Origin of the sequence: Acinetobacter pseudolwoffii (assembly GCF_002803605.1) — a bacterium.
Taxonomy (GTDB): domain Bacteria; phylum Pseudomonadota; class Gammaproteobacteria; order Pseudomonadales; family Moraxellaceae; genus Acinetobacter; species Acinetobacter pseudolwoffii.
In genome coordinates this window covers 1-24,503 of the sequence record NZ_PHRG01000010.1, presented here as the reverse complement: position 1 = coordinate 24,503, position 24,503 = coordinate 1, and the positions used below count along the sequence as shown (strand labels likewise).

23 protein-coding genes and 1 rRNA gene are annotated in these 24,503 nt (G+C 43.9%); 15 read left to right on the top strand and 9 right to left on the bottom strand.

The features are described 5' to 3' along the window. The first annotated feature begins 319 nt into the window (after nt 1-319). The 5 genes from rpmH to mnmE all read left to right on the top strand — a co-directional run bounded on the left by rpmH (nt 320) and on the right by mnmE (nt 4,425). Nucleotides 320-454 (top strand): 50S ribosomal protein L34, encoded by a 135-nt coding sequence (gene rpmH / locus CWI32_RS13260; protein WP_000831329.1) that lies wholly within the window; start codon nt 320-322, stop codon nt 452-454. A gap of 29 nt (nt 455-483) precedes the next feature. Next, on the top strand, nt 484-876 hold the full coding sequence (gene rnpA, locus CWI32_RS13255; RefSeq protein ID WP_100355778.1) for a ribonuclease P protein component: 393 nt from the start codon (nt 484-486) through the stop codon (nt 874-876). A gap of 9 nt (nt 877-885) precedes the next feature. After that, nucleotides 886-1,206 (top strand): membrane protein insertion efficiency factor YidD, encoded by a 321-nt coding sequence (yidD, locus tag CWI32_RS13250; protein ID WP_005173498.1) that lies wholly within the window; start codon nt 886-888, stop codon nt 1,204-1,206. Nucleotides 1,207-1,211: 5 nt separating this feature from the next. After that, a complete protein-coding gene (gene yidC / locus CWI32_RS13245; protein WP_100535512.1) occupies nt 1,212-2,975 on the top strand; it encodes a membrane protein insertase YidC in 1,764 nt (587 codons plus the stop codon). Between the two features lie 91 nt (nt 2,976-3,066). Further along, nucleotides 3,067-4,425: a tRNA uridine-5-carboxymethylaminomethyl(34) synthesis GTPase MnmE gene (gene mnmE / locus CWI32_RS13240; protein ID WP_005173492.1), complete on the top strand. Its 1,359-nt coding sequence runs from the start codon at nt 3,067-3,069 to the stop codon at nt 4,423-4,425. Between the two features lie 388 nt (nt 4,426-4,813). Here mnmE and CWI32_RS13235 read toward each other — a convergent pair whose 3' ends face one another. After that, a complete protein-coding gene (locus tag CWI32_RS13235; protein WP_434058297.1) occupies nt 4,814-5,992 on the bottom strand; it encodes an MFS transporter in 1,179 nt (392 codons plus the stop codon). Nucleotides 5,993-6,375: 383 nt separating this feature from the next. On the opposite strand from CWI32_RS13235, the gene CWI32_RS13230 reads away from it, so the two are divergent. Next, a complete protein-coding gene (locus tag CWI32_RS13230; protein WP_005173487.1) occupies nt 6,376-7,077 on the top strand; it encodes a DsbC family protein in 702 nt (233 codons plus the stop codon). A gap of 77 nt (nt 7,078-7,154) precedes the next feature. On the opposite strand, the gene CWI32_RS13225 is transcribed toward CWI32_RS13230, so the two are convergent. From CWI32_RS13225 to CWI32_RS13205, 5 genes are all read right to left on the bottom strand, one after another. After that, the gene (locus CWI32_RS13225) at nt 7,155-7,412 is read right to left on the bottom strand and encodes a GlsB/YeaQ/YmgE family stress response membrane protein (protein WP_005173486.1); all 258 of its coding nucleotides are present in this window, start codon (nt 7,410-7,412) and stop codon (nt 7,155-7,157) included. A 172-nt stretch (nt 7,413-7,584) separates the two neighbouring features. After that, nucleotides 7,585-8,112: a hypoxanthine phosphoribosyltransferase gene (gene hpt, locus CWI32_RS13220; RefSeq protein ID WP_074383796.1), complete on the bottom strand. Its 528-nt coding sequence runs from the start codon at nt 8,110-8,112 to the stop codon at nt 7,585-7,587. A gap of 218 nt (nt 8,113-8,330) precedes the next feature. After that, nucleotides 8,331-9,668, bottom strand: a complete 1,338-nt coding sequence (guaD, locus tag CWI32_RS13215; RefSeq protein WP_100535511.1) for a guanine deaminase — start codon at nt 9,666-9,668, stop codon at nt 8,331-8,333. A gap of 187 nt (nt 9,669-9,855) precedes the next feature. Further along, a complete protein-coding gene (locus CWI32_RS13210) occupies nt 9,856-10,821 on the bottom strand; it encodes a TerC family protein (protein WP_100535510.1) in 966 nt (321 codons plus the stop codon). Between the two features lie 331 nt (nt 10,822-11,152). Next, nucleotides 11,153-12,346 (bottom strand): sugar transporter, encoded by a 1,194-nt coding sequence (locus CWI32_RS13205; protein WP_100329857.1) that lies wholly within the window; start codon nt 12,344-12,346, stop codon nt 11,153-11,155. 153 nt (nt 12,347-12,499) lie between these two features. Here CWI32_RS13205 and CWI32_RS13200 point away from each other — a divergent pair, with 153 nt between their 5' ends. Both CWI32_RS13200 and CWI32_RS13195 read left to right on the top strand, forming a co-directional pair. After that, nucleotides 12,500-12,784 (top strand): GNAT family N-acetyltransferase, encoded by a 285-nt coding sequence (locus CWI32_RS13200; protein WP_005173474.1) that lies wholly within the window; start codon nt 12,500-12,502, stop codon nt 12,782-12,784. Nucleotides 12,785-12,808: 24 nt separating this feature from the next. Next, the gene (locus CWI32_RS13195) at nt 12,809-13,099 is read left to right on the top strand and encodes a GNAT family N-acetyltransferase (protein ID WP_100329856.1); all 291 of its coding nucleotides are present in this window, start codon (nt 12,809-12,811) and stop codon (nt 13,097-13,099) included. A 142-nt stretch (nt 13,100-13,241) separates the two neighbouring features. On the opposite strand, the gene CWI32_RS13190 is transcribed toward CWI32_RS13195, so the two are convergent. Both CWI32_RS13190 and mpl read right to left on the bottom strand, forming a co-directional pair. Next, a complete protein-coding gene (locus CWI32_RS13190) occupies nt 13,242-14,324 on the bottom strand; it encodes a zinc-dependent alcohol dehydrogenase family protein (RefSeq protein ID WP_074383799.1) in 1,083 nt (360 codons plus the stop codon). 306 nt (nt 14,325-14,630) lie between these two features. After that, nucleotides 14,631-15,995 (bottom strand): UDP-N-acetylmuramate:L-alanyl-gamma-D-glutamyl-meso-diaminopimelate ligase, encoded by a 1,365-nt coding sequence (mpl, locus tag CWI32_RS13185; RefSeq protein WP_100535509.1) that lies wholly within the window; start codon nt 15,993-15,995, stop codon nt 14,631-14,633. A gap of 242 nt (nt 15,996-16,237) precedes the next feature. On the opposite strand from mpl, the gene CWI32_RS13180 reads away from it, so the two are divergent. The 4 genes from CWI32_RS13180 (at nt 16,238) to CWI32_RS13165 (ending at nt 20,360) form a co-directional block, all read left to right on the top strand. Beyond that, nucleotides 16,238-16,579, top strand: a complete 342-nt coding sequence (locus tag CWI32_RS13180) for a DMT family protein (protein ID WP_005173466.1) — start codon at nt 16,238-16,240, stop codon at nt 16,577-16,579. Nucleotides 16,580-16,778: 199 nt separating this feature from the next. Further along, nucleotides 16,779-17,291 carry a 5-(carboxyamino)imidazole ribonucleotide mutase gene (gene purE, locus CWI32_RS13175; RefSeq protein WP_005173464.1) on the top strand — a complete coding sequence of 171 codons (513 nt, stop codon included), beginning with the start codon at nt 16,779-16,781 and terminating at the stop codon, nt 17,289-17,291. A gap of 27 nt (nt 17,292-17,318) precedes the next feature. After that, entirely contained in the window at nt 17,319-18,440 is a 1,122-nt protein-coding gene (locus tag CWI32_RS13170; protein ID WP_005173460.1) for a 5-(carboxyamino)imidazole ribonucleotide synthase, read from the top strand. Between the two features lie 624 nt (nt 18,441-19,064). Beyond that, nucleotides 19,065-20,360: a lytic murein transglycosylase gene (locus CWI32_RS13165; RefSeq protein ID WP_100535508.1), complete on the top strand. Its 1,296-nt coding sequence runs from the start codon at nt 19,065-19,067 to the stop codon at nt 20,358-20,360. A 73-nt stretch (nt 20,361-20,433) separates the two neighbouring features. Here CWI32_RS13165 and CWI32_RS13160 read toward each other — a convergent pair whose 3' ends face one another. Continuing rightward, entirely contained in the window at nt 20,434-21,561 is a 1,128-nt protein-coding gene (locus tag CWI32_RS13160) for an anhydro-N-acetylmuramic acid kinase (RefSeq protein ID WP_005173456.1), read from the bottom strand. An 80-nt stretch (nt 21,562-21,641) separates the two neighbouring features. Here CWI32_RS13160 and tyrS point away from each other — a divergent pair, with 80 nt between their 5' ends. From tyrS to CWI32_RS13145, 3 genes are all read left to right on the top strand, one after another. Continuing rightward, the gene (gene tyrS, locus CWI32_RS13155; protein ID WP_100535507.1) at nt 21,642-22,856 is read left to right on the top strand and encodes a tyrosine--tRNA ligase; all 1,215 of its coding nucleotides are present in this window, start codon (nt 21,642-21,644) and stop codon (nt 22,854-22,856) included. Nucleotides 22,857-23,377: 521 nt separating this feature from the next. Next, entirely contained in the window at nt 23,378-23,665 is a 288-nt protein-coding gene (locus CWI32_RS13150) for a hypothetical protein (RefSeq protein WP_005173437.1), read from the top strand. Nucleotides 23,666-24,408: 743 nt separating this feature from the next. Further along, a 16S ribosomal RNA gene (locus CWI32_RS13145) occupies nt 24,409-24,503 on the top strand; the annotation flags it as partial.

The window sequence follows — 24,503 nt, the reverse complement described above, 5'->3', positions numbered from 1 at the left end:
ATAAGCTTTGAGTTTTCTGTGGATAAATCGAGAGACTACGAATTTAAATTCAAAAACAGAATCTTGCTTTTAAAACCCTGGATGGATTGTGGATAACTTTGTTGATAGAGTTGTTTATAAGTTATATATCTATGTATAACAATAATTTAATCTGTGGTTAAGTATAATTTAGTCATTTTAGCAACAGTTTTTTTGAAAACTCGTATAAAAATCTTTTTTAAGCTTATTTCAAAAGAAAAGTGCTTTTGCATTGACAGCTCAAGCAATGAGCACTAAAATCGCGGACCTTCATAGAAAGATCATTTTTTGGAGTTTCAATATGAAACGTACATTCCAACCATCTGAATTAAAGCGTAAGCGTGTTCATGGTTTCCGTGCTCGTATGGCTACTAAAGCTGGTCGTCAAGTATTAGCTCGCCGTCGTGCAAAAGGTCGTCATAGCTTAACTGTTTAATCAGTTACGCTAAGACGATTTTGGGTGTTATGACAAAACTTTATAGTTTTGGTACAGAGTTGCGATTACGCTGTGCCGCCGATTATAAAGGTGTGTTTGATGGTGCGCTTTTTAAAGTGCATCAGCCCCATTTCTTATTTCTTGCAAAACATTCCGAACTGCCAAATAGCCGTTTGGGTTTAGTTGTTGCTAAGAAGAAAGTGCGCCGAGCACACGAACGAAATAGAGTAAAACGACTTGCTCGCGAAAGTTTTCGCCTGCATCAACAGCAATTAGATGACTTAGACATTGTAATCATGCCAAAAATTGGTGTGGAAGCAGTGCCTAATGCAGAATTGCATCAGCAATTACAATTTGCTTGGCAAAAACTGAACCGTCTTGCCAAAAAGCATACAAAAATAGCCCCCTCCCCACAAAAGTAGAGTAGGCCAATGGTACGTTTACTACATTGGTTGATACGTTTCTATCAGATTGCGATCAGTCCTTTATTGGGGCCGCGCTGTCGTTATATTCCAACTTGTTCTCAATATTCCTTGGAAGCAGTCCAGATACATGGGGCTGGACGTGGAGTGTGGCTGGCTACTAAGCGTATTTGCCGTTGTCATCCGTGGGGGGGCTCGGGATATGATCCTGTTCCCTCTAAAGCGATTCGTTTTATTTCATTTCAGCAAATAGATTCTCAAACGCTTCACGTTGCTGTACCCTTTCGTGATCGTTTATTGAACCAAAATCACTCTCACCACTTGGGGTAATACATATGCAACAATGGGCCAGGATTGCAATTCTCGGAGCCATGTTTGTTGTCGCATATTTGCTCATTTTGGCGTGGCAAAAAGATTATGGAAATGCTGAAACCAAACCGCAGCCAGAAACTGCTGTTGTTTCGCATGACGTATCTGCAGATTTGCCAAATGCTCAGACGGCTACAGTTGCCTCTGATCTGCCACAAGCGAATATGCCAGCGCAGCAAGCCACGGATGCCACAGCACCTGTAAGTCAGCAGCTTATTTCAGTACAAACTGACCTTTATCATCTTTGGATCAATCCGAAAGGTGGTGATATTGTTCGTGTTGAATTACTCAATCATGACAAAAACAAGGACAGCGATGAACCGTTCGTGATGCTGGAAAGCGATGCGAAACGTACTTATGTCGCTCAGTCTGGTCTGATCGGTCTGAATGGACCGGACAGCAGCCGTAACGGCCGTCCGACGTATGAGCTGGAAAAAACCGCTTATACCTTGGCAGACGCGAAAGCAACCAAATCTAAAGAGGGTGAAAACCTTAAAGTCTTGTCTGTACCGTTGGTATTTAAAACCGCGGATGGTGTCGAGATTATCAAAACCTTCAATTTCACTGAAGGTGAATATCCGGTTGTTGTGAACCACAAAGTGGTGAACCGCAGTGCTCAGACCTGGCAAGGTCAGATGTTTGGCCAGATCAAACGTGATAATTCAGAAGATCCGGGTAAATCAGACCAGGGTATTTTCACGTTAGGGACTTTCCTGGGCGGTGCCTGGGGTACGCCAGACGAGCAGTACAACAAGCTTAAATTTGACAACTTTGTTGAAGAAAAAGTCAGTACTGAAGCGACAGGTGGCTGGGTTGCCATGGTACAGCACTACTTTGTCAGTGCTTGGGTACCTGGTAGTCTGAAGTTGACTCAGGGTAATGGTGAAGCGTATAGCGCCAAGCTTGAATCACGTAAATCAACCGATAACATGAACATTATTGGTTTTACTTCTCCAACCTTTAATGTGCCTGCAGGTACTGTGGCCGAGATTGATGCGACCTTCTATTCAGGTCCAAAAATCCAGTCAGAATTGAAGGATTTGGCCACAGGTTTAAACCAAACAGTCGATTATGGCTGGTTATGGCCAATTGCGAAGCTCTTGTTCGTGGGTCTGGAATTCTTCCATGGTTTAGTGGGTAACTGGGGCTGGGCAATTATTCTATTGACCATTCTGGTGAAACTGATTCTGTGGCCATTGTCGTCGAAGAGCTACCGCTCAATGGCGAAAATGCGTGTGATTGCTCCAGAAATGCAGCGTATGAAAGAAGAGTTTGGTGAAGACCGTATGCGCTTCTCTCAGGAAATGATGGCACTGTACAAACGTGAACAGGTCAATCCGCTTGCGGGCTGTTTACCGCTGTTATTACAAATGCCAATCTTCCTGGCTTTGTACTGGGTCTTGATGGAATCGGTTGAACTGCGTCATGCGCCATGGATGCTCTGGATTCAGGATTTATCCTCAATGGATCCATGGTTTATCCTGCCATTGTTAATGGGTCTGACGATGTATATTCAACAGTCCTTAAATCCACAACCCACTGATCCAATGCAAGCCAAAGTCTTCAAGATTATGCCGGTGATTTTTACCGTATTCTTGCTGTTCTTCCCTGCGGGCTTGGTTCTATACTGGATTGTGAACAACTTGATCACCATCCTGCAACAAGGTTTGATCAACAAGTCTGTTGCTAAAGAACGTGCCAAACGTGATGAAGCAACGCCAGTCAACTAAGTTGTAATGACGGGCTGAATAAATCCGCTTAAGATGATACTCTTAGGCGGATTTTTTTTGGCTGAACTTTTGGATTTTTTAGGTGAATTTTATGCTCAACCGAACCACGACTATTGCTGCGATTGCAACGCCACCAGGACGTGGCGGCGTTGGGGTGATTCGCCTATCGGGTCCAAAATCCTATGAAATTGCCGAAGCACTCACAAAACAACCCCTTGCCGGTGCACGCTATGCTGCCTTTCGTAAGTTTTACGATACTGCTGGTGAAATTATGGATGAAGGCTTAGCCATTTGCTTCCCGAATCCGCATTCCTTTACCGGCGAGGATGTGGTGGAGTTACAAGGTCATGGCGGTCCGGTGATTCAAAATGCCTTGCTTGCACGTTTGCTGGAACTGGGTGCGATTGCTGCCAAAGCCGGTGAGTTTTCCATGCGTGCTTTTGAAAATGGCAAGATGGACTTGGTACAGGCTGAAGCCATTGCTGACCTGATTGATGCCACTTCACAAGCAGCTGCGCGTTCTGCGGTTCGTTCCCTGCAAGGTGCATTTTCAAACAAAGTCAATACGGTGCTTGAGCAGCTGGTGCATTTACGTTTGCACGTGGAAGCCGCAATTGATTTTCCTGAAGAGGAAATTGACTTTCTGGCCGATGGCAAGATTCTGAATCTGCTGGATGGTGTGGCGACTGCGGTCACGCAAGTTCAGCAATCAGCACGTCAAGGTCAGTTATTGCGTGAAGGTTTGCAAGTGGTGATTGCCGGTAAACCGAATGCCGGTAAATCTTCATTACTGAATGCGCTGGCCGGGATTGAACGTGCGATTGTGACGGATATTGCGGGTACTACGCGTGATGTGCTGCATGAAAAAATCACCTTAAATGGCTTGCCAATTACCCTGACGGATACCGCAGGCTTGCGTGAGACCGGGGATATTGTCGAAAAAGAAGGGATTCGCCGCGCAATCAAGGAAATCGAACAGGCCGATTTGTTACTGCTGGTCTATGACCTAAGTCAAGGTGAAGATCCGCTGCAACTGGCCCAAGAATATTTTGCTGAACATATTGAAGCAAAACGCTTGATGCTGATTGGGAATAAGTGTGATCTGACTGGTGCTGAAGCTGCAATTGCTGATTTGAATGGTTTTCGGCATATCGCAGTCTCTGCCAAGCAGGAAACTGGTGTGCAAGCGCTCATAGAGGCGATTACAGCGCATGCAGGCTTCCAGCCTGAAGAAGATACCTTTATTGCACGTACCCGTCATTTAGACGCAATGAAGCGCACTCAACTGTATTTGGCTGAAGCACGTGAACAATTGGTGGTGTACAACGCCGGTGAACTGGTGGCGGAGTCCTTACGTCTAGCCCAGAATGCACTGGGGGAAATTACCGGTGACTTTAGTGCCGATGATCTGCTTGGAAAAATTTTCGGTTCGTTTTGTATTGGAAAGTAAGCAAAAAATTATGCATAAATAGCCCTCATCAGAGGAATGCCAGTCAGTTAAGAAATTGACTAGTATTTTCTTTTTTAAATTCATGATCATATTTGACAAGTAGAAAAGTCATCCGCAACTGTTTGAGGCAGGACTAGATTTAAAAATGATTGTTTCTGCGACAAATTTACTAATCGATGGTGGCTGACGAGTTTTGCGGTGAGGAGTGTTGCTCCGCAAGATGCCTTCCTTGCGAAGCTTCGCTTCTCATTTGGGCGAAACCAAAGTAACAAATTATTTTCAAGTATTTGATTTATAAGGTGAAGACTCCGTCATGAACGACTAAAAAGTTAAAGAGTCTATTTCTAAACTCCTTAACTGATCAGCATTACCTCATCAGAGGGCTATTTTAAGCTTTTACACTGAGCTTCTGGTGGCATAACCAGAGCACGACACATAAAGCACTCATCGCCACACAGAAGCTGATCACAGCGAAATTTAATCCAAAATGGTCGGCCAAGTAACCCACAGCAAGAATCGGCACAATGGTGCCCAAATAGCCAATAAACAAGTAGGTCGACATCACCGCGGCCCGGTTTTGCAAAGTGGTTATAGCATGAATTATGCCAAAAGCCCCCATCAGGGCAAAACCATGCCCAATACCAAATAAGAGATCGCTCACGAAGAATAAGAAACTTGCCTTAAGCAATATACACAATGCAAGGCTGAGCAGGCTAATCAGCATCATGACCAAGCCGATATTCAGACATTTTTTTGCAGCCACCGCTTTGGCCAGGTATTGCACCACTGCAGATACCAGCAGAATACAGGTAATGGCGGTACCACTTACTAAAGGACCATGCCACGGTAAAATATCTTGCACAAAAGAAGGCGAAAGTGAGGCAAATAAACTAAAGGCAGCAAAGGCATTAAATGCAGTGAACCCAATGATCATAAATACAGCATGATATTGAGCCTCAGGACGCTGTAATTTGGGGGCGATACTAAAGGGCTGACGCTCAAAAGCAGGCACTTTTAACCAGAATAAGCCGATAAAACAAAGCACTGCTCCAACAATAATCGGAATATAGGGAGTCACCAGTGGGGCTTGAGAAAACTGCGCAATGACACCTCCGATAAACGGACCCAGACCAAAGCCAATCGCAGTCAAAATAGAGACCCATTGCGGCGCAAGCTGCTTATGACTCTCCGGAATGGTCTGCATCATGCCAAGCATGGCAGAAGTCGTCATCAAACCAGAGGCAATCCCGATAATGAAACGGCCCAGAGATAAAATCAGGGCATTATTGGCAAAGACCGAAATAATCAAACCCAGACTAATAAACACGAGGCCAATTTGTAGAGTTTTTAAAAAGCCAATGCTATTGCTGGTGCGCCCCAGGAACAATAAGGTGCCCAGACAGCCAAACATATAGGCGACAAAAATATAGGTAATCTGGCTTGGGGATAAATTCCAGAGTTGTTGATAAATCGGATAGAGTGGACTCGCCAAAGCAGTACCAATCGTTCCCATGATTAAAGCCAGGCTGACCATCCAGAAGGGTCGCCAAGTGGTTATTGTTGTCATGAACATGCCGTTATAGTGTTGATCCTTGGCCAATCCATGTCAGGGCATAGCGAAGAAAAAGAAAAGTATATGCAGTGTAGAGCGGGCCAAGAAACATGGTCAAGGGCGAATCAGTAAAAGATTTTAAATCAAATAGATGTGTTTATATATATTTCAATAAAATAATATATTATTTTATAAGATATAAAATCTTAACCAGAATTTAATCTCATACAAGAATTTATTTTTGTCCGTCATTTAAGCTTCTTTTATCGCTTCTGTTCCACGTGAAACATAATGCACTGATTAAACTTGGAATAAACAGTAACATAAATCCGTGGGTAATTTAAAAGCAGACCCATTAGAATCGAAGCATATTTTTATCTGATTCATGTAGAACATTCATGTTAAAAAAAACACTGATTATTGCTTTAAGTACATTTGTTTCAAGCTTCGCATTCGCTAATATTGATATGGTAAAAGCCAATCTGGCAAAGAATAGCCCCAATTTAAAAATCGAAAATATCCAGACCACGGAAATGAAGGGCATCTACAGTGGTTTTATGCAGGGTCAAGTGGTTTATCTGAATGAAGATGCCCAGCATCTGATTGCCGGGTCGATGCTGCGGATTCAGGATCAGCATAATCTGACCCGTGATTTGATACTAAAACAGAACAGTGTTGACTGGAAAAAATTGCCGCTTCAAGATGCTGTGAAAAGTGTAAGAGGTACGGGTAAACGTCAGATTGCGATCTTTTCTGACCCAAATTGCCCGTATTGTAAACAGCTTGAAGTAGAGTTGAAAAAACTCAAGGATGTGACGATTTATACTTTTATTCTGCCTTTAAAGCCACAATCGGTTGCGCCTTCAAAACAGGTGTATTGCGCGTCTAATCCTGCTCAGGCTTGGGAAGATCTGATCACTCAAGGTAGCCTGCCAAAATCGAAAAAAAGTTGTGCCAATCCGATTGAGCGCAATAAAAAACTGGCCCAGTCTTTGGGTGTGAATGGGACACCAGCAATTATTTTTTCGAATGGTTTTAAAGTCATGGGGGCCTATCCGGCAGAACAGATCGAACAGATTTTTAAGGAATTTTCACTATAAAGTCGAGAGATATACAAGAGCAAAAAGCACCCGACTGGGTGCTTTTACTGGAACTGCTCAGATTAAGCCAGAACCGCTTAGACCGTACGGCGTTTGGTCAGCATGTTATAAATAAACAGAATAATCACCGCACCGATCACGGAAGCAATCAGACCTGCCGCAGAATCTGCCGAATAAAGACCGAGCATACGACCAGCAAATGTAGCCAATAAGGAACCGGCAATACCTAACAGGGTCGTCATGATAAAGCCTGCCTTGTCATTACCTGGATGGATTGCACGTGCAATCAGACCCGCGATAAAACCAATGACAATCGCAACAATAATTGTCCACATAGGTATGCTCCTTGTTATCATGTCTTTGTTTTTACATCATGTTTAATTATCTTGAAACAGAATAGAAAGCAAAAAAAGTTGAATCCTGAAACGAGATGTTATTTTTTGTTCCTATTTTTCTGTCTATTTGAGACATAAAAAAAGTGGCCTAAGCCACTTTTTTAAATAAATTTTAAAGACCGATTTCACCAATAAATGGCAGATGACGATACTTCTGGTCATAGTCCAGACCATAACCTACGATAAATTTATCTTCAACTTCAAAGCCCAAAAATTCGACCTTTAAATCGATTTCACGACGTGATGGTTTACTTACCAAAGTACACAGTTGAATCGAGTTCGGTTGGCGGGTTTGCAGGATTTCCAGCACCTTGCTCAAGGTATTACCCGAGTCAATAATATCTTCAACCACCAGCACGTCTTTGCCACGGATTTCACCGTCTAAATCTTTCAGAATTTTTACATCACGCGAAGATACGGTGCCGCCGCCATAACTGGATACCGTCATGAAATCCAGTTCATGGGGTTTGGAAATCACACGACACAAATCGGCCATAAAAATCACTGAACCACGTAATAAACCGATGAGCACAAGGTCTTTGTCACTATTGGCATAGTGTGCATCGATTTGAGCACCAAGCTCTTTGACTTTAGCTTGAATTTCTTCAGCGGAAATCATTACGCTCATTTGAACGGTCATGGGTAGATACCTAAAAAGTAAAAATAGCAAAATAAAAAAGGTGTTGACCTGCAACACCTGAATACACTGTAATTTTAATACATCCCTACTGCAGATGCACCTGTTTTGCATGCTGTAAATGTAATCATTTCTTTGCTGCCTGCGAATCCCTGCGCAGGATGAAAGTACAGGTCAGCAACATGGCAGAGACGATCAGCCAGCGATGGCGGTGCTGGGTTTTAGTTGTCTGAGCGGGTACATCGTGCTTTGACATAGACAGCTTCTCCGTAGACATAGGTCACTGCAATATTACGGTCATCGCCGAGCATGGTCAGTGCAAAAAATGCATCTTCAATATTTTTTGCTCTGCTTTGGCGTAACTGCTGTAAAGCGGTGGCATTTAGATCCAGCACCACAAAGTCCGCCTCCTTGCCGATATTAAAGTTCCCCAAACGATCGTCCAGACTTAAGGCTTTAGCACCGCCTAAGGTGGCATGATACAAGGCTTCAAAAGCAGAGAGTTTTTCTCCCTGCAATTGCTGCACTTTGTAGGCTTCATTTAAGGTCTGTAGCTGGTTAAACGAGGTGCCTGCCCCGATGTCGGTACCCAGACCAACTTTCACCTGCTTGTCCCACGCTTTCTTTAATGGGAATAAACCACTGCCCAGAAACAGGTTTGAGGTCGGACAAAAGGCAATCGCTGAATTGGTCTGCTGCATGCAATCCCACTCCTGCTCTTCCAGGTGTACACAATGTGCAAACACTGATTTTGCACCGGTTAAACCATAGTGATGATAGACATCCAGGTAGCCTTTACGTTCCGGAAATAACTCTTTGACCCAGGCAATTTCATTTTTATTTTCACTTAAATGGGTATGTACATAGACATCTGGATATTCGGCTTTGAGCTGACCTGCTTTTTCAAGTTGTTCATTGGTGGACGTCGGGGCAAAGCGAGGGGTAATGGCATACAGGTTACGGCCCTGCCCATGCCATTTTTCAATCAGCGCTTTAGAATCGGTATAAGCGCTTTCTGCTGTATCTGTCAGCGCTTCCGGTGCATGTCGGTCCATCAAGATTTTACCGGCGATCAGACGCATATTTCTGCGGCTCGCCGCTGTAAACAAAGCATCTACTGATTCAGGATGTACGGTACAGAAGACCAGTGCCGTGGTGGTGCCATTTTTAAGCAATTCCTTCACAAAAAATTCGGCGATTTTTTCGCTATAGGCTGTATCTGCAAACTGGATTTCTGTTGGAAAAGTATAGGTATTTAACCATTCCAGCAGTTGTTCGCCATAGGCCCCGACCATCTCGGTTTGCGGGAAATGAATATGGGTATCGATCAATCCCGGCACAATCAGCTGTTCAGGATAATGGGCGACCTGGATATTTTCAGCTAGATGTTTCTGCCCTTCATCCCAGCTGCCAAACCATTGAATCTTGCCATCTTGCATGATGATCAGACCATCTTCTACATAGCGCACCTGGTCATCAATCTCATGTGCCTGGGCAACTGTATGCTGGATATCAAGGAAACGACCGCGGACTGCCGTTGTTGCAATCTGAGAAGACATGTTAAAACCTGTGCTTTTAATTTTTTCAATAGATTGTAACCCACTTCAGTGGATTTATAACGTGATCATGCTGACTTCATTTGCCTGAGTTAAGTCGAAGCTGTGGTAAGGCAGTCGAGCAATAAAAAAAGTCCGCTCATGATTGAACGGACTTTTGTGACGCTAAAGATGATCGTCTATACAGTTATTAGAGCGTGGTTTGGTTATGTTTTTTACTGTGGCGAATCGACAGGATCGCCGTGATCGTCAAGACAATCACAATAAAGCTCAGTGAAATCCAGATTGGCATATGGAATACATCCAGCATCAGCATTTTAAAGCCGATAAAGACCAGAATAATCCCGAGGCCATAGGGCAGATAATGCATTTTTGATGCGGCACCCGATAACAGGAAGAACATCGCGCGCAGACCCAAAATCGCCATCAGGTTAGCAGTCAGTACAATGAAGGGATCGGTGGTCACAGCGAAAATTGCCGGAATAGAATCGACCGCAAAGATCACATCCGAGGCTTCGACCAGAATCAAAACCAGGAATAACGGCGTTGCCCACAGTAAACCATCTTTACGGATAAAGAATTTGTCAGCTTCAAGTTGCGGGGTAATCCGCATACGTTTACGCAGCCATTTCAGAATCGCCATATCTTCAATATTGCTTTCTTCTTCATCCTGACCACGCAGGAATTTAAAGCCGGTATACACCAGAAAGGCACCGAAGATATATAAAATCCATGAGAATTCCTGAACGAACCAGGCGCCAATAAAAATAAAGATGGTTCTGAGGACAATCGCACCGAGTACACCGTAGAGCAGCAATTTACGTTGCAGCGCGGGTGGAATGGCGAAAGCAGCGAAGATCATCAGCCAGACAAAGACGTTATCAATTGCCAGGGATTTTTCCAGCAGATAACCGGCGAAGTATTCCATGACCTTGGCATTGGCAATTGCAGTACCTGCGGTCTGCTCCAGATAGAGCCATAAACCGCCACCAAATAAGGTCGCGACACTGACCCAGGCAATACTCCAGTAGGCCGCAGTCCGGACTTTTACTTCCTGGCCTTGTTTTTGTTTGAAGCCTAAAAAATCAATAAACAGCATCACCAGAACGATGCCAAAAAAAGCCAGATACAGCCACAGCGTACCAATTGTTTCCATGTGAATCCTCCACATCTGACAATCGGCCATAAAAAAACCTTGACCTGTTGTCAGATGAAAAACATCTATACCAACATGATCAAGGTCTTGCCTACATCTTACTGTTACACTTCTCATTCAAAGTGTTGCAGTAAAATGCTCAGATACCGACTTTTTGCAAAGTGTAATGACGATATTCTGACACGTTGAACAATCTGAACCACAATTGCTAAACGTTTGGAGGAGGCTACTCCCCTTGTTCAAACGAAATTCTGTTTGAGCCAATGCTCAATATGCAGAAGCATGACAGATTTTTATTAAGACTACAATTTCATTTACAAAAATGCATGATTCAAGCTATTTTTTGGGCAATAAAATCCGGACGGCGAATTAAATATAACGTGATGAGAAAACCCAGACTGGCCAAGATGGCCCCGAGCCAGCCAATACTGTGCAAGCCGATCTGTGCCGTTGCGATCCCACCGAGTAAAGCACCAGCACCAATTCCAATATTATACAGGCCAGAATAAATCGCCATGGCCACGTCGGTGGCATCGGAGGCCAGATTTAAGGTCTTGGCTTGCAAGGCCAGACTGAAACCAATAATACTGATGCCCCAGAGTAAAGCCAGGGTATTTAACTGCAAGACATTGCTGGACAACGGCAGCAATAATAGCAACGAGATAGCCAGTCCAAGTGTGAACAGTGGAATAGTAAGTTTGGGAAAATGCGGTGCAAAACGGCCAAATAGATAAGAGCCGATTAAACCCGCCCCACCATAGACCAGCAATAAAGTCGTGGTCTGTACAGAACTGAGCTGGGCAATATTCAGTGAAAATGGCTCGATATAACTATAGGCGGTGAATTGTGCACTAATCACAATGACCGTCAGGGCAAATACCAGCATCAGGCTTGGACGTTTTAACAAGGTTTTCAAGCTGCTGAGTGAACCTGAATTGACACTCGGTAATAAGGGCAAGGTTTTGGCCAGTAGCAGGCAGACCACGCTGGCGACGATGGCAATCAAGGCAAAACTATTGCGCCAGCCATAGGCCTCCCCGATCATGCGACCAAAGGGAATTCCCAGAACCATGGCCATGGCAGTGCCTGTGGCCAATAAACCCAAGGCTTGAAATTCTTTGCCTGCTGGTGCGACACGTACTGCAAGCGAAGCGGTAATTGACCAAAACAGCGCGTGCGCTACTGCAATCCCGATCCGGCTAAATACCAGAACACTGAAACTCCAGGCAAAATAAGACAGCACATGACTGGAAATGAAGACCGCAAATAAAACCATCAACAAGAAACGTCGTTCAATGTTTTTGGTCAGTAGCATCATCGGTAAAGACAATAAAGCCACGACCCAGGCATAAATGGTCAGCATCAACCCGACCTGAGTCGCCGACATGTCAAAACTTGCACCAATATCACTGAGTAAGGCCACGGGAATAAATTCGGTGGTGTTGAAAATAAAGGCGGCACTGGCTAACGCAATTACGCAGATCCATTGACGTCTTACCGAGGAGCTAAAAGAAGGGCTGGACATAAATATCTGGCTTAAACAACAGACAGGCAGTTTAAACCTGTTCATTGCACGGTGATATCAGGAAAGAGCACAGATTCACAATCGTTTAAAGAAATCGAACAATATGCGACTGAAAAATATGTCAGTCTGGATTAAAAATACGGAGTTTAGAGGATGTTGATTGAGCATCAGCAACAAGGCAGTCAAGGTCAATGGTTTGTCGAGCCAAATGAAAAGCGTCTGGCCGAAATGAGTTATTTCTGGAAAGATGAGGATCGACTGGTGATTGAACATACCTGGGTCGATGACAGTTTGCGTGGACAGCATGTCGGACATTATCTGGTCGAAGCAGCAGTCAAGTTTGCCCGTGAGCAAGGGGTCAAGATTATTCCGGAATGCCCTTTTGCTCAATCGGTATTTGAGCGTGATCCTAATTTCAGCGATGTGTTAAGCAGTTAAAAATGAAAATAAAGGTGGAGATCTATGCAGATTCAATATCAAGATTCAAAACGCGGTGGTGTATTTTTTATGGAAGATCAAGGTCGACGTCTGGCCGAGATTACCTATCAATGGCGGGAAGCCTCGGTGATTATTGCAGATCATACCTGGGTCGATCATTCCTTGCGTGGTCAGGGCGTTGCCCGAAAAATGCTGGATGTGCTGGTCGATTTTGCCCGTGAAAAAAGTTTAACCATCATTCCGCAATGTTCCTATGTGGATGTGATGTTTAAGCGTGACCAAAGTTTATCTGATGTCGCGGCCTCTTCTACTTAATCATTTAGATCGATTTGCCAAGAGCAAAACGGCCTAATGAGCTTTCAATACAAGCTGATAAGTAGTGCGGTGATATGCCCTATTTTTCACTCCAGCTACAAATAAAAAAAAGTCCGCCAAGCGGACTTTTTACTTTCCCGCATTAATTGAGTTCGATCATCACTTTCAAGGCCTTTTCATCGGCTGCATGCTTGAACACATCATAAGCTTTTTCAAATTCATTAAATTTAAAGTGATGGGTCGCCAGTTTTTCCAGCGGTAATTTACCGGAACAGCAGGTTTTGAGCAGCATAGCAGTGGTATTGGCATTGACCAGTCCGGTGGTGATGGTCAGGTTTTTAATCCAGAGTTTATTCAGTTCAAAATTAACTGATTTGCCATGTACGCCGACATTGGCAATATGTCCACCCTCTTTGACTACATGCTGGCAGATATTCCAGGTCGCCTCCAGACCAACCGCTTCAATGGCACAATCGACCCCTCGCCCATCCGTCAGCTCCAGCACACGTTGTATGGCATCTTCTTTCGCGGAGTTAATGCTATGTGTCGCTCCCACTGTTTTGGCGAACTCGAGTCGGTTGTCATCGACATCGACCATGATAATGTTGGCCGGTGAATAGAATTGAGCGGTCAGCAGGCAGCTCATGCCGATCGGGCCGGCACCGACAATCACCACATTGTCTCCGGGTTTGACATCGCCATATTGCACACCAATTTCATGTGATGTCGGCAAGATATCCGATAAAAACACAGCGACATCTTCATTTAACCCTTCAGGTAAATGATAGAGTGAGGTATCCGCAAACGGCGTGCGTACATATTCGGCATGAGTACCATCAATCATATAGCCCATGATCCAGCCGCCTTCATTGCGACAATGTGCATACAGCTGTTTCTGACAGTTTTCACAGGTTCCACAGCGGCTGACACAGGAAATAATCACCCGGTCGCCTTTTTTGAAGTTTTGAACGGCAGAACCGACTTCTTCTACAATGCCAATGCCTTCATGGCCTAAAATACGGCCATTAAAACTGCCCTGTTTGCGTGTGGCTTGCTGTTCAATTTCCGGGTTTTTACCTTTCCAGATCCCGAGGTCTGTACCACAAATAGTGACTTTAGTGAGTTTGATAACCGCATCGCTGGGATGCAAAATAGTGGGAATGGGACGGTCTTCAAACCGGATGTCGTTTTCGCCGTAATAGACCATGGCTTTCATTATTGTCATGACACATCTCCTGAAGGAGTGAGGAATGAGAATGACCTGATTCTGATCTGGCTGTCAGGTCTATAAATACCTGTGTTCTTCTCGATTGTGCCTTGAGTGATGTGCTGCTGCAATCTATCTCGCCTTCAGATTGCAACAAAACATCATGCGTAATGACTGATGAGTGATCGGCATTTTAGGCCAATTTGACATCATGCAATGCGAAGGTCAAAACCGCCATTCTCTCTTTTTGCTAAAACAATTGCCCTAAAAAAAGAAGCCCGCATCGCGGGCTTCTTTTTTCACATACTTATCCACGCATCTATTTTATGCGTTTAAAGCACTGATCAATTTCTGATGCAAACCACCAAAACCGCCATTTGACATGATCACCACCGCATCGCCCTCACCTGCCTCTGCTACCACGGTCTGAATGATGTCATCCAGTGTGCGTGCAATTTTGGCTTTATTTGGCGCAGCATTAATGACCGGTTGCAGATCCCAGTCCAGTCCTTCCGGTTGATACCAGATTACTGCATCGGCCAGACGTGCTGAATGAGCCAGACCCTCTTTATGACTGCCCATACGCATGGTATTGGAGCGTGGTTCAATAATTGCCCAGAGTTTGCGTTCACCCAGACGTTTGTGCGCGCCCTCCAAGGTCGTATCAATCGCTGTCGGATGATGGGCGAAATCATCATAAACCTCAATACCACGGACTGTGCCTAACAGTTCCATACGGCGTTTTACCCCACCGAAATTAGATAAAGCTTCACAGGCGGTTTCAATCGAGACGCCGACATGCTCGGCAGCGGCAATCGTCGCGAGCGCATTGGCCACCGAATGCTGTCCGGTCATGCTCCACTGCACTTCACCTTTCACCACACCGTGTTGCAAGACTTTAAAGTGAGAACCATCTGTCGATAACTGTTCGGCATACAGTTCAGATTTTTCGTTGGCATCCAGACTGGTGCGCACCACCGGTGTCCAGCAACCCTGCTCTAGTACTTCATCGATATTGCTTTCAGTAATCGGCGCAATGATGCGGCCTTCGCTAGGAATGGTACGAACTAAATGATGGAACTGCTTTTGAATCGCGGCCAGATCATCAAAGATATCGGCATGGTCAAATTCAAGGTTATTTAAAATCGCCGTTTTTGGATGGTAATGCACAAACTTGGAACGCTTGTCGAAGAAAGCCGAATCGTATTCATCCGCCTCGACACAGAAATATTTGCCGCCACCGAGACGTGCACTCTCACTAAAACCCAGTGGCACACCACCAATCAGGAAGCCTGGCTCTAAACCGGCTTGATCCAGCACCCAGGCCAGCATGGTTGTGGTGGTGGTTTTGCCATGTGTACCCGCAACCCCCAATACATGTTTGCCTTGCAGAACATGATCTGCCAGAAACTGCGGGCCTGAAATATAGGGCAAGCCTTCATTCAGCATATATTCTACTGCATCAATACCACGCTTCATGGCATTGCCGACAATGATCAGGTCCGGATGTGGCTGCAAGTGACTACGCTCATAACCCTGCATCAAGCTGATGCCTGCATTTTCAAGTTGGGTCGACATCGGTGGATAGACGTTCAAATCTGAACCTGTCACCTTGTGGCCCAGGTCGCGTGCAAGGAGCGCCAGCGATCCCATAAAAGTGCCACAAATACCCAAAATATGCAGATGCATCTACTTCACTCCGTTCCTGTCTGACCCATCACCTTATATTGGTGCGGTTATCATGATTTATTCAATTTGCAAGCAACGATAGCAAGGCTTACACGGAAAAGATAGTCAAAGTTCAAGCATTGCTGCGGGAATTTTTAAATCCTGTTTCACGGATAAATTCAGAGAAAATTTCAAATTTAGAGAATATCTTTTTGCAAAATAAATCGTAGAATAAACCCGATCTTTTTGCAGAGTACATGCCGATGTTACCGGCTTTATTTCTTCTGGTAATTGCCAATTGCTTTATGACCTTGGCATGGTATGGGCATTTAAAATTTTTACCGCATGATGCGCCGTTGTGGCAGGCAATTTTATTCAGCTGGATGATTGCCCTGTTTGAATATAGCCTGATGATTCCGGCCACCCGATTACTGGCACAGCAGGGACTGGCCGTGGGGCAAATGAAAATCACTCAGGAAGTGGTGACCTTGCTGGTCTTTGTGCCTTTTATGATTTTCATGTTTAAGCAGCCCTTTAAACTGGATTATCTCTGGGCAGCCTTGTGTCTGTGCGGATGTGTGTATTTTGTCTTCAGAACTTCCTGATCGAAAGCTTTGCAGACTACAGGCCTATTTTTATTCCAGTTTTTAATATTCTGCCAAAAAAATAAGAAAAATCGAACCTTGCTTTGACCGTTAAATTTTATGAAGCTGAAAAATCAGTCTATAATAAGCACCTCCTATTAAAGCTTGGCTCTCTCGTCGAGATTTATTTTTTGTTACTTTAATCTCTGGAAAATTTGCAATGAATGCGGCTGCTGCACAAGATGCTCCTCTAGTAGGAATTATCATGGGTTCTCAATCAGATTGGGCAACTCTCGAACATACTGCCAACATGCTCAAGCAGCTTGGTGTCCCATTTGAAGCTGAAGTCGTTTCTGCACACCGTACTCCTGACCGTTTATTTGAATATGCTGAACAGGCGCGTGATCGTGGCATTCAGGTGATTATTGCCGGTGCTGGTGGTGCTGCGCATTTGCCGGGCATGTGTGCGGCAAAGACTGATCTTCCAGTCTTGGGTGTGCCAGTCAAATCATCCATTTTAAACGGCGTCGATTCTTTGCTTTCAATTGTACAAATGCCAGCAGGTATTGCGGTGGGTACGCTTGCGATTGGCCCTGCCGGTGCAACCAATGCAGCCATTATGGCAGCGCAAATTTTAGGTCTGACCCGCCCTGATATCGCGAAAAATGTTGCAGATTTCCGTGCGGCACAAACAGATAAAGTGGCAAGCAATAACATTCCTGGTCAAAACTAAAACCAAGCTTCATACGGGACAGACATCATGGATAAAACCATCGGTATTTTTGGCGGCGGTCAGCTCGGGCGCATGATGGCGCAAGCGGCATTGCCATTGAATATTCAATGTACTTTCTTTGAAGCAAGTACGGATTGCCCTTCTGCGACACTCGGTCAAGTGATTTCCAGCAAGGCCGAAAATGGTCTACAGGATTTTATTGACAGTGCTGATGTATTCAGTCTGGAATTTGAAAATACCCCGCTTGCAGATGTGGATGTGCTGGTGAAAAATAAAGACCTGCATCCACCACGCCAAGCCTTGGCAATTGCACAGCATCGTCTGTCTGAAAAAGCCCTGTTTGATACGCTCGACATTCCTGTTGCGCCGTATAAAGCAGTGACTGCACTTGAAGGTTTACAGGCTGCTGTGGCTGAACTGGGCTTACCAATCGTATTAAAAACCTCTCGCGGTGGTTACGATGGTAAGGGTCAATTTGTCCTGCGGAGTGCTGATCAAATTGAGCAGGCTTGGGCGGAACTTGGCCCTGCCGGTGAACTGATTGCAGAAAGCTTTGTGACGTTCTCACGTGAAGTGTCGATCATTGCGGTACGTGGTCAAAATGGTGATGTAAAAACCTGGCCCCTGGCTGAAAATCATCATCACAATGGCATCCTGTCGCACTCGATTGTGCCTGCACCGAACAGTGCAGACTTGCAGCCGGTCGCACAGGACTACATTACTCGCCTGCTCAATCATCTGAACTATGTGGGCGTCTTGACCCTTGAGCTGTTTGTGACAGACAAAGGCTTATATGCAAACGAGATGGCACCACGTGTGCATAACTCAGGGCACTGGTCGATTGAAGGTGCAGTCTGCTCACAGTTCGAAAACCATATTCGTGCGGTGGCCGGTCTGCCACTGGGTTCAACGGAAGTGATTCGTCCAAGCGTACTGGTGAATATCATCGGACAGCATCCAAAATCTGCAGATGTTCTGGCTTTAGAAGGTGCGCATTTGCATCTGTATAACAAGTCAGAGCGTGAAGGTCGTAAGATTGGTCACATTACCCTGATGCCAACCGACAGTACTCAGCTGACGACTTTATGCCGTCAACTGGCGAAGATTTTACCGAATCCACTGGCATTGAGCGAAGATATGACCATTTAAGCGCTATCTTGCTGATAAAAAAAGCGATCACTTCGGTGGTCGCTTTTTTATTTATCCAGATTCAGGCATGATTGCGCCTCTTCGAAAATGCCTGCCATTTATCGGATCATGATATTTTTCAATTGATTGTAAAATAAACAATTGCGTATACATAAAAGAGTCTAAATGAAGATTCACAGACCACAGAGAAATACTTTGAATTTAAAATATTAAATTTAAAACAGTCTTTGAATTTAAAGTTTAAATGAATTCAAAATATAAATTTAAATTCAAACCGCTACTTTGAATTCAAAGTTTAAATTTAAAAATAAATCAAGCCACCCTGTTTTTAATTCACAAAATAAAACCTTGATAAATATCTGATTAATCCTGTTTATGTTAAGTTATCCACAAAGAAGGTTTTGAATTTAAAGGTTGTTTCCTGGATTTTAAATTTAAATTCAAACAGCGCCGCTGCTTTTGAATTTAAAAACAAGTTGTGGATAAGTTATTTAAATTTAAAACTACAAAATGAATTCAAAAGTGCAGAAATTATGAATTTAAATTTACCTATTTGAGCTTTAATTTTTAGATTGAGCTGCTATGTTAGGAACATAATTCAAAATCTAAATATTCAAGGGTCTTATGCAACGTTTTGCGCTTGTGGTTGGTTCTTTATTCTTGGCTGTTTCTCAGGCAAATGCCGAGCTGATTATTAATGGTCAGCGTGTCGACACGACTACTTTGCCTTCAGCGGCCAGCAGCCCGTCAAATTTCCCTGCCCAGAATAATTTTCAAAACTGTTTGGCGAATTTACGTAGTCAGGCTGTAGCAAAAGGTGTTAGTGCAGGCAGCTATGACCGTTATACGCAAAATTTAACGCCTGATTATTCCGTAATTGAACGTTTAAACTATCAACCGGAATTTTCTACCCCGATTTGGGACTATTTGTCTGGTTTGGTCGATGAAGAGCGGGTTCAGCTCGGCCGGCAAAAATTACAGCAACATCGCGAAGTCTTAAATCGTGTTTCCGCAGCCTATGGCGTGCCTGCAGAAACGATTGTCGCGGTATGGGGTGTAGAAAGTAATTTTGGTGATATTTCCGGTCGCTATCCTTTATTGCAGGCTCTGGGAACATTGAGCTGTGAAGGGCGACGCCAGAGTTATTTCCGTGGTGAGTTTTTTACCACGATGAAACTGTTACAGCGCGGTGATGTACGAGAGGATCAGCTGAAAGGTTCATGGGCTGGAGCTTTTGGTCATACCCAGTTTATGCCATCGACCTATGATGAGCTTGCGGTCGATTTTGATGGCGATGGCCGCCGTGATCTGGTCAGTAGTATTCCGGATGCTTTGGCATCAACCGCCAACTTTTTAAGCAAGCGTGGTTGGCAGACCGGACAGCCTTGGGGCTTTGAAGTAAAAATCCCGCAAGGCATGTCAATCTCAAATGAAGGCCGTCGCAATAAAAAATCACTGAATAGCTGGATTAGCCGTGGTGTAGTGCGTGCCGATGGTTCCCCTTTAATTCAAGGGAATTTATCAGCATCTTCTCAAGCTGGCTTGCTTGCGCCTGCCGGCCCAAATGGCCCGGTGTTCCTGGTCTTTAGAAACTTTGATGCCATTTATAGCTATAATGCAGCAGAAAGTTATGCCTTGGCGATTGCGCATTTATCTGATCGTTTACAGGGTAAAGGGAGCTTCAGCACATCTTGGCCAACCGATGACGCGGGTACTTCGCGTTCAGAACGTCGCGAGATTCAGCAATTTTTACTAAATCGTGGCTATGACATTGGTGCGGTGGATGGTCTGATCGGTGATAAAACCCGTCAGGCGATTCGTCAGGAACAGCAGCGTTTAGGCTTGAGTCCGACCGGCCGCGCCGGCCAGCAGATTCTGCGTGCGTTCCGTAATGAAAATGCCAAACTGATGATGCAATAAGTAAGATTGAAAATGAAAAAGGTCTGTATAAATGCAGACCTTTTTTTATAACTTTAGATTGCTCTGGTCGGGTTTAAACAGCAGTAATGGTTCCCAGAACACGGTAGCCTAAAGCACCGGTCACCGCTGGCAGGTTACCATTGAGTTGCTTGATAAAACGCATCGCCAGCCAGGCAAAGGCGGTGGCTTCTACCCAGGTCGGACTGAGGCCCAAATCAGCCGTGGTTTGTATGCTCCATTCATGTTTGCGTAAGCGCCAGCGCAGTTGCTCAAGTAAATAAGAATTATAAGCGCCACCACCACACACGAAAACTTGTCCAGTATCCATGCCAGAACGATAAATGGCTTTTTTAATGGCACGAGTAGTGAGCTTTAATAAGGTCGCCTGCACATTTTCCGGGGTATCTTCCAGTTCATCGTATTGCAGGTCATTGCGCCAGTCGGCAATCTGTTCATCCAGCCATTCCAGGTTAAAGTCTTCACGGCCGGTACTTTTAGGCGGTTCTTTAGAGAAAAATTCGTGTGACTGTAAACGATCCAGCAGGCTGCGAATCGGCGTACCATAAGCGGCCCAATTGCCATTTTCATCATAAGGCTGGCCGGTATAACGCGCGCACCAGGCATCCATCAGAATATTGGCCGGCCCTGTATCAAAGCCATAAACATCATCAGGCTTTCCGGCAGGTAACAGGCTGACATTAGCAATCCCGCCCAGATTTAAAATTACCCGGTGAATGCTGTCATGCTGGAAAATATCCTGATGAAAGGCAGGAACCAATGGCGCACCTTGACCGCCCGCCGCCAAATCACGACGACGGAAATCTGAAATCACCGGAATCTGGGTGATTTCGGTAATAATATTGGGGTCACCAATTTGCAGGGTAAAACCATGCTCAGGGCGATGGCGGATGGTCTGACCATGTGAGCCAATGGCTTTAATTTTAGATTTATCTAACTGGTTGTTTTCAATCAGTTGGTTGATACCATGACCAATCATTTCTGCCAAGGCCACATCGGCCTTGCCCATACGGTCAATTTCATTGTCATCGGGCAAAGTCAGTGCCATTAGCTCATGCCGGAGGTCAGGATCGAATGCCAAAGTGAGTGTGGCATGAAGCTGTAAAGGATCAAAAGAAGCAGCAACAATATCGACACCATCCATGCTTGTGCCGGTCATTACCCCAATATAGATCGCTGTCATGGTTATTCTTAAGCCTGCAATATGCTGAAAAAGTGTTAGTATATCGCACAAATTGAGTAACTGATGTATTGGATTTTGTGATGTCAAATTTCCTGCCGGCTGAAGAACAACTTGCCCTCATTCAACGAGGCACCCATGAAATTATTTCTGAAGAAGACCTTCTTAAGAAATTAAAAAAGAATCGTCCATTAAAAATTAAAGCAGGTTTTGACCCAACTGCGCCTGACCTGCACTTAGGTCATACGGTTCTCATCAACAAGTTAAAAGTATTTCAGGATTTGGGCCACGAAGTATTCTTCCTGATCGGTGACTACACGGCGATGATCGGTGATCCAACAGGTAAAAGTGCTACACGTCCACCATTATCACGTGAACAAGTTTTAGAAAATGCAAAAACCTATCAAGAACAAGTGTTTAAAATTCTTGATCCAAACAAAACCAAAGTTGTATTTAACTCGGAATGGTTTGCACAAAAAACCGCGGCTGATTTAATTCAATTGGCATCACAGCAAACTGTGGCGCGTATGTTGGAGCGTGACGACTTTACCAAGCGTTATAACAGTCAACAGCCGATCGCGATTCACGAATTCTTGTATCCATTGGTACAAGGTTATGATTCGGTGGCTTTAGAAGCGGACGTAGAGTTGGGCGGTACAGACCAGACCTTTAACCTGTTGATGGGTCGTACGCTACAAGGTCGTTATGATCAGGAAGCACAAGTGTGTATTACGGTGCCTATTCTTGAAGGTTTAGATGGCGTGAATAAAATGTCTAAATCTTTAGGCAACTATATTGGTGTATTTGATGCGCCAGGTGCGATGTATCAAAAAGTGCTTTCAATGCCGGATGCATTGATTGAGCGTTATTTTGATCTGCTCAGCTTTAAATCAATTGAAGAAATTCAGCAGTTGCTAAAAGAAATTGCTGAAGGCCGTAATCCTCAAGAGGTGAAAAAGATTCTTGCGCTGGAGCTGGTTGAGCGTTTCCACGGAAGTGACGCTGCTGCGCATGCACATAAAGGTGCGGGTAATATCATTACTGAGGGTGAATTACCGGAAGGTACGCCAGAAGTGACTATTTCACGTGGTGAGTTTGGTGGTGAAATCTTTATTACTTCAATTTTACGTGAAGCAGGTTTGACCAAGAATGCGGCCCAAGCCAAAGATGCTTTAGGTCGTGGCGCGGTGAAAGTGGATTGGCACACTGTAGATAGTTCTTATTCGGTTAAGGAAAATCTGACCTTGATCGTTCAGGCCAGCAAAAAAGCGATTGCGAAAGTTACTTTTACCGATTAAAAAATTGATAAGTTATTGAAATAAAAGCAGGCTTCGGTCTGCTTTTTTATTGATGTTCTATATTCATAAAGCAAATAAGCAACTTCAAAAAAAACCCTATAAAAACAAGAGTTAAATTTTCCCAAATTGCTTGCTTTTCGGGTTTATTATCTATAGGATTTATTCATCTAGAGAATTGGTTCAAAGCATCTAGAGGGTGATAATAAGACAACTCCACAATTTATAAGGTCTCTTCCCCAAGAGACTCTTTTTTAAGCTTTAAAGTGAATAACTATAATAATGACATAATGGATCGGGTAAAGATTCAATTCTAAGGAGGAGATTTTGGGAGAGATCTCTTCCTTTTTTATTTGTAGCGATTTCATTCTGAACCTTTAAAATCGCAGGTATTATTTTCTTGGAGAGGGCATTCCACCTAGAATTCATCCTCTAATTAAGTGTTGTTTTGCTAGCTAAAGGGTGGCTGACTATATTGGTTCGCAAAAGACAGCACAATATAAAAAGAAAGCAGAGGGGGTTCGATGTATCGCTATCCAACAGAAAATATTTTTGATGAAGACATTGATTGTATTTTAAGTTTCTTATTTGAATATCAGTCTGCCGAACAAAAACAGCAACGTTATATCCCTGTCTATAACTTATTTATGCAGCTTGATCTGGCTGCGAATTACTATCTATTTTCCCTGATTGAAGAGCGTTTACCGCGACGTGCAAAACTATTTTTTGTTGCTGAAGACTATCAGGGCAAAAAAGACATAATTATAGAAGTCATGCAATACTGGCTTGGGCAGCGCAAGCAGGAAAAGTAACTGAATAGAATTAACCTGCTGATATGTTCTATCTCTATATAGATAAGCAAGCTTGTGCGGCCTTATACCCAAACACCAAAATCATTGAATAACATCTTTATAGCCTAAGATACCGATACGCTTTTATAAGAAGTTTCACTAAAAAAGTGCGAATGAACTACCAAGCCGAAAGGAGAGAATCGTTGGTTTCGCTAATATGTCATGATTTGGTTTTGTTTCTGGGGGTTGAACGAGATAAAAAGCATTATTTAAGGATAAACAGCAAAAATTACTACTCTAGCTATTATTTTGATCGCTTTTAAGTCTAATTAAATTTTGGCTTATAAAAATAAAATGATGTGTTTAGTGCATTTATTGCATAAAAACGCTTAAAAATTAGATAAAAAAGCGATTTTTTAGGATTTTTTGTAGAAAAAAAAGACATACGTGAAAAATATAGTGAATAGGGGGTTGCAATGATTCTGAAATCCTCTAGAATGCACCCATACCGACGAGATAGACGGAAACGAACGAAGCAAATTGCTGAGTTGTTAAGTATATCGAAGTCCAGCTTCTGGCACTGACGAGGTGTTAGAAAGATCATTAAGAGATTATGAAGAACAACTTGTGTGGATTTTTACTGGTTGATCGATCGAAATTATTTTCATTGATTGATGGTAGAAATGACTCGAAGTTTATTTGAGAAATATTTGTCAGAAAATTGATGAGCCAAGATTGGTAGCCTTTAAGCTACTACTGATTTTAAACTGAAGAGTTTGATCATGGCTCAGATTGAACGCTGGCGGCAGGCTTAACACATGCAAGTCGAGCGGGGAAAAGTAGCTTGCTACTTTACCTA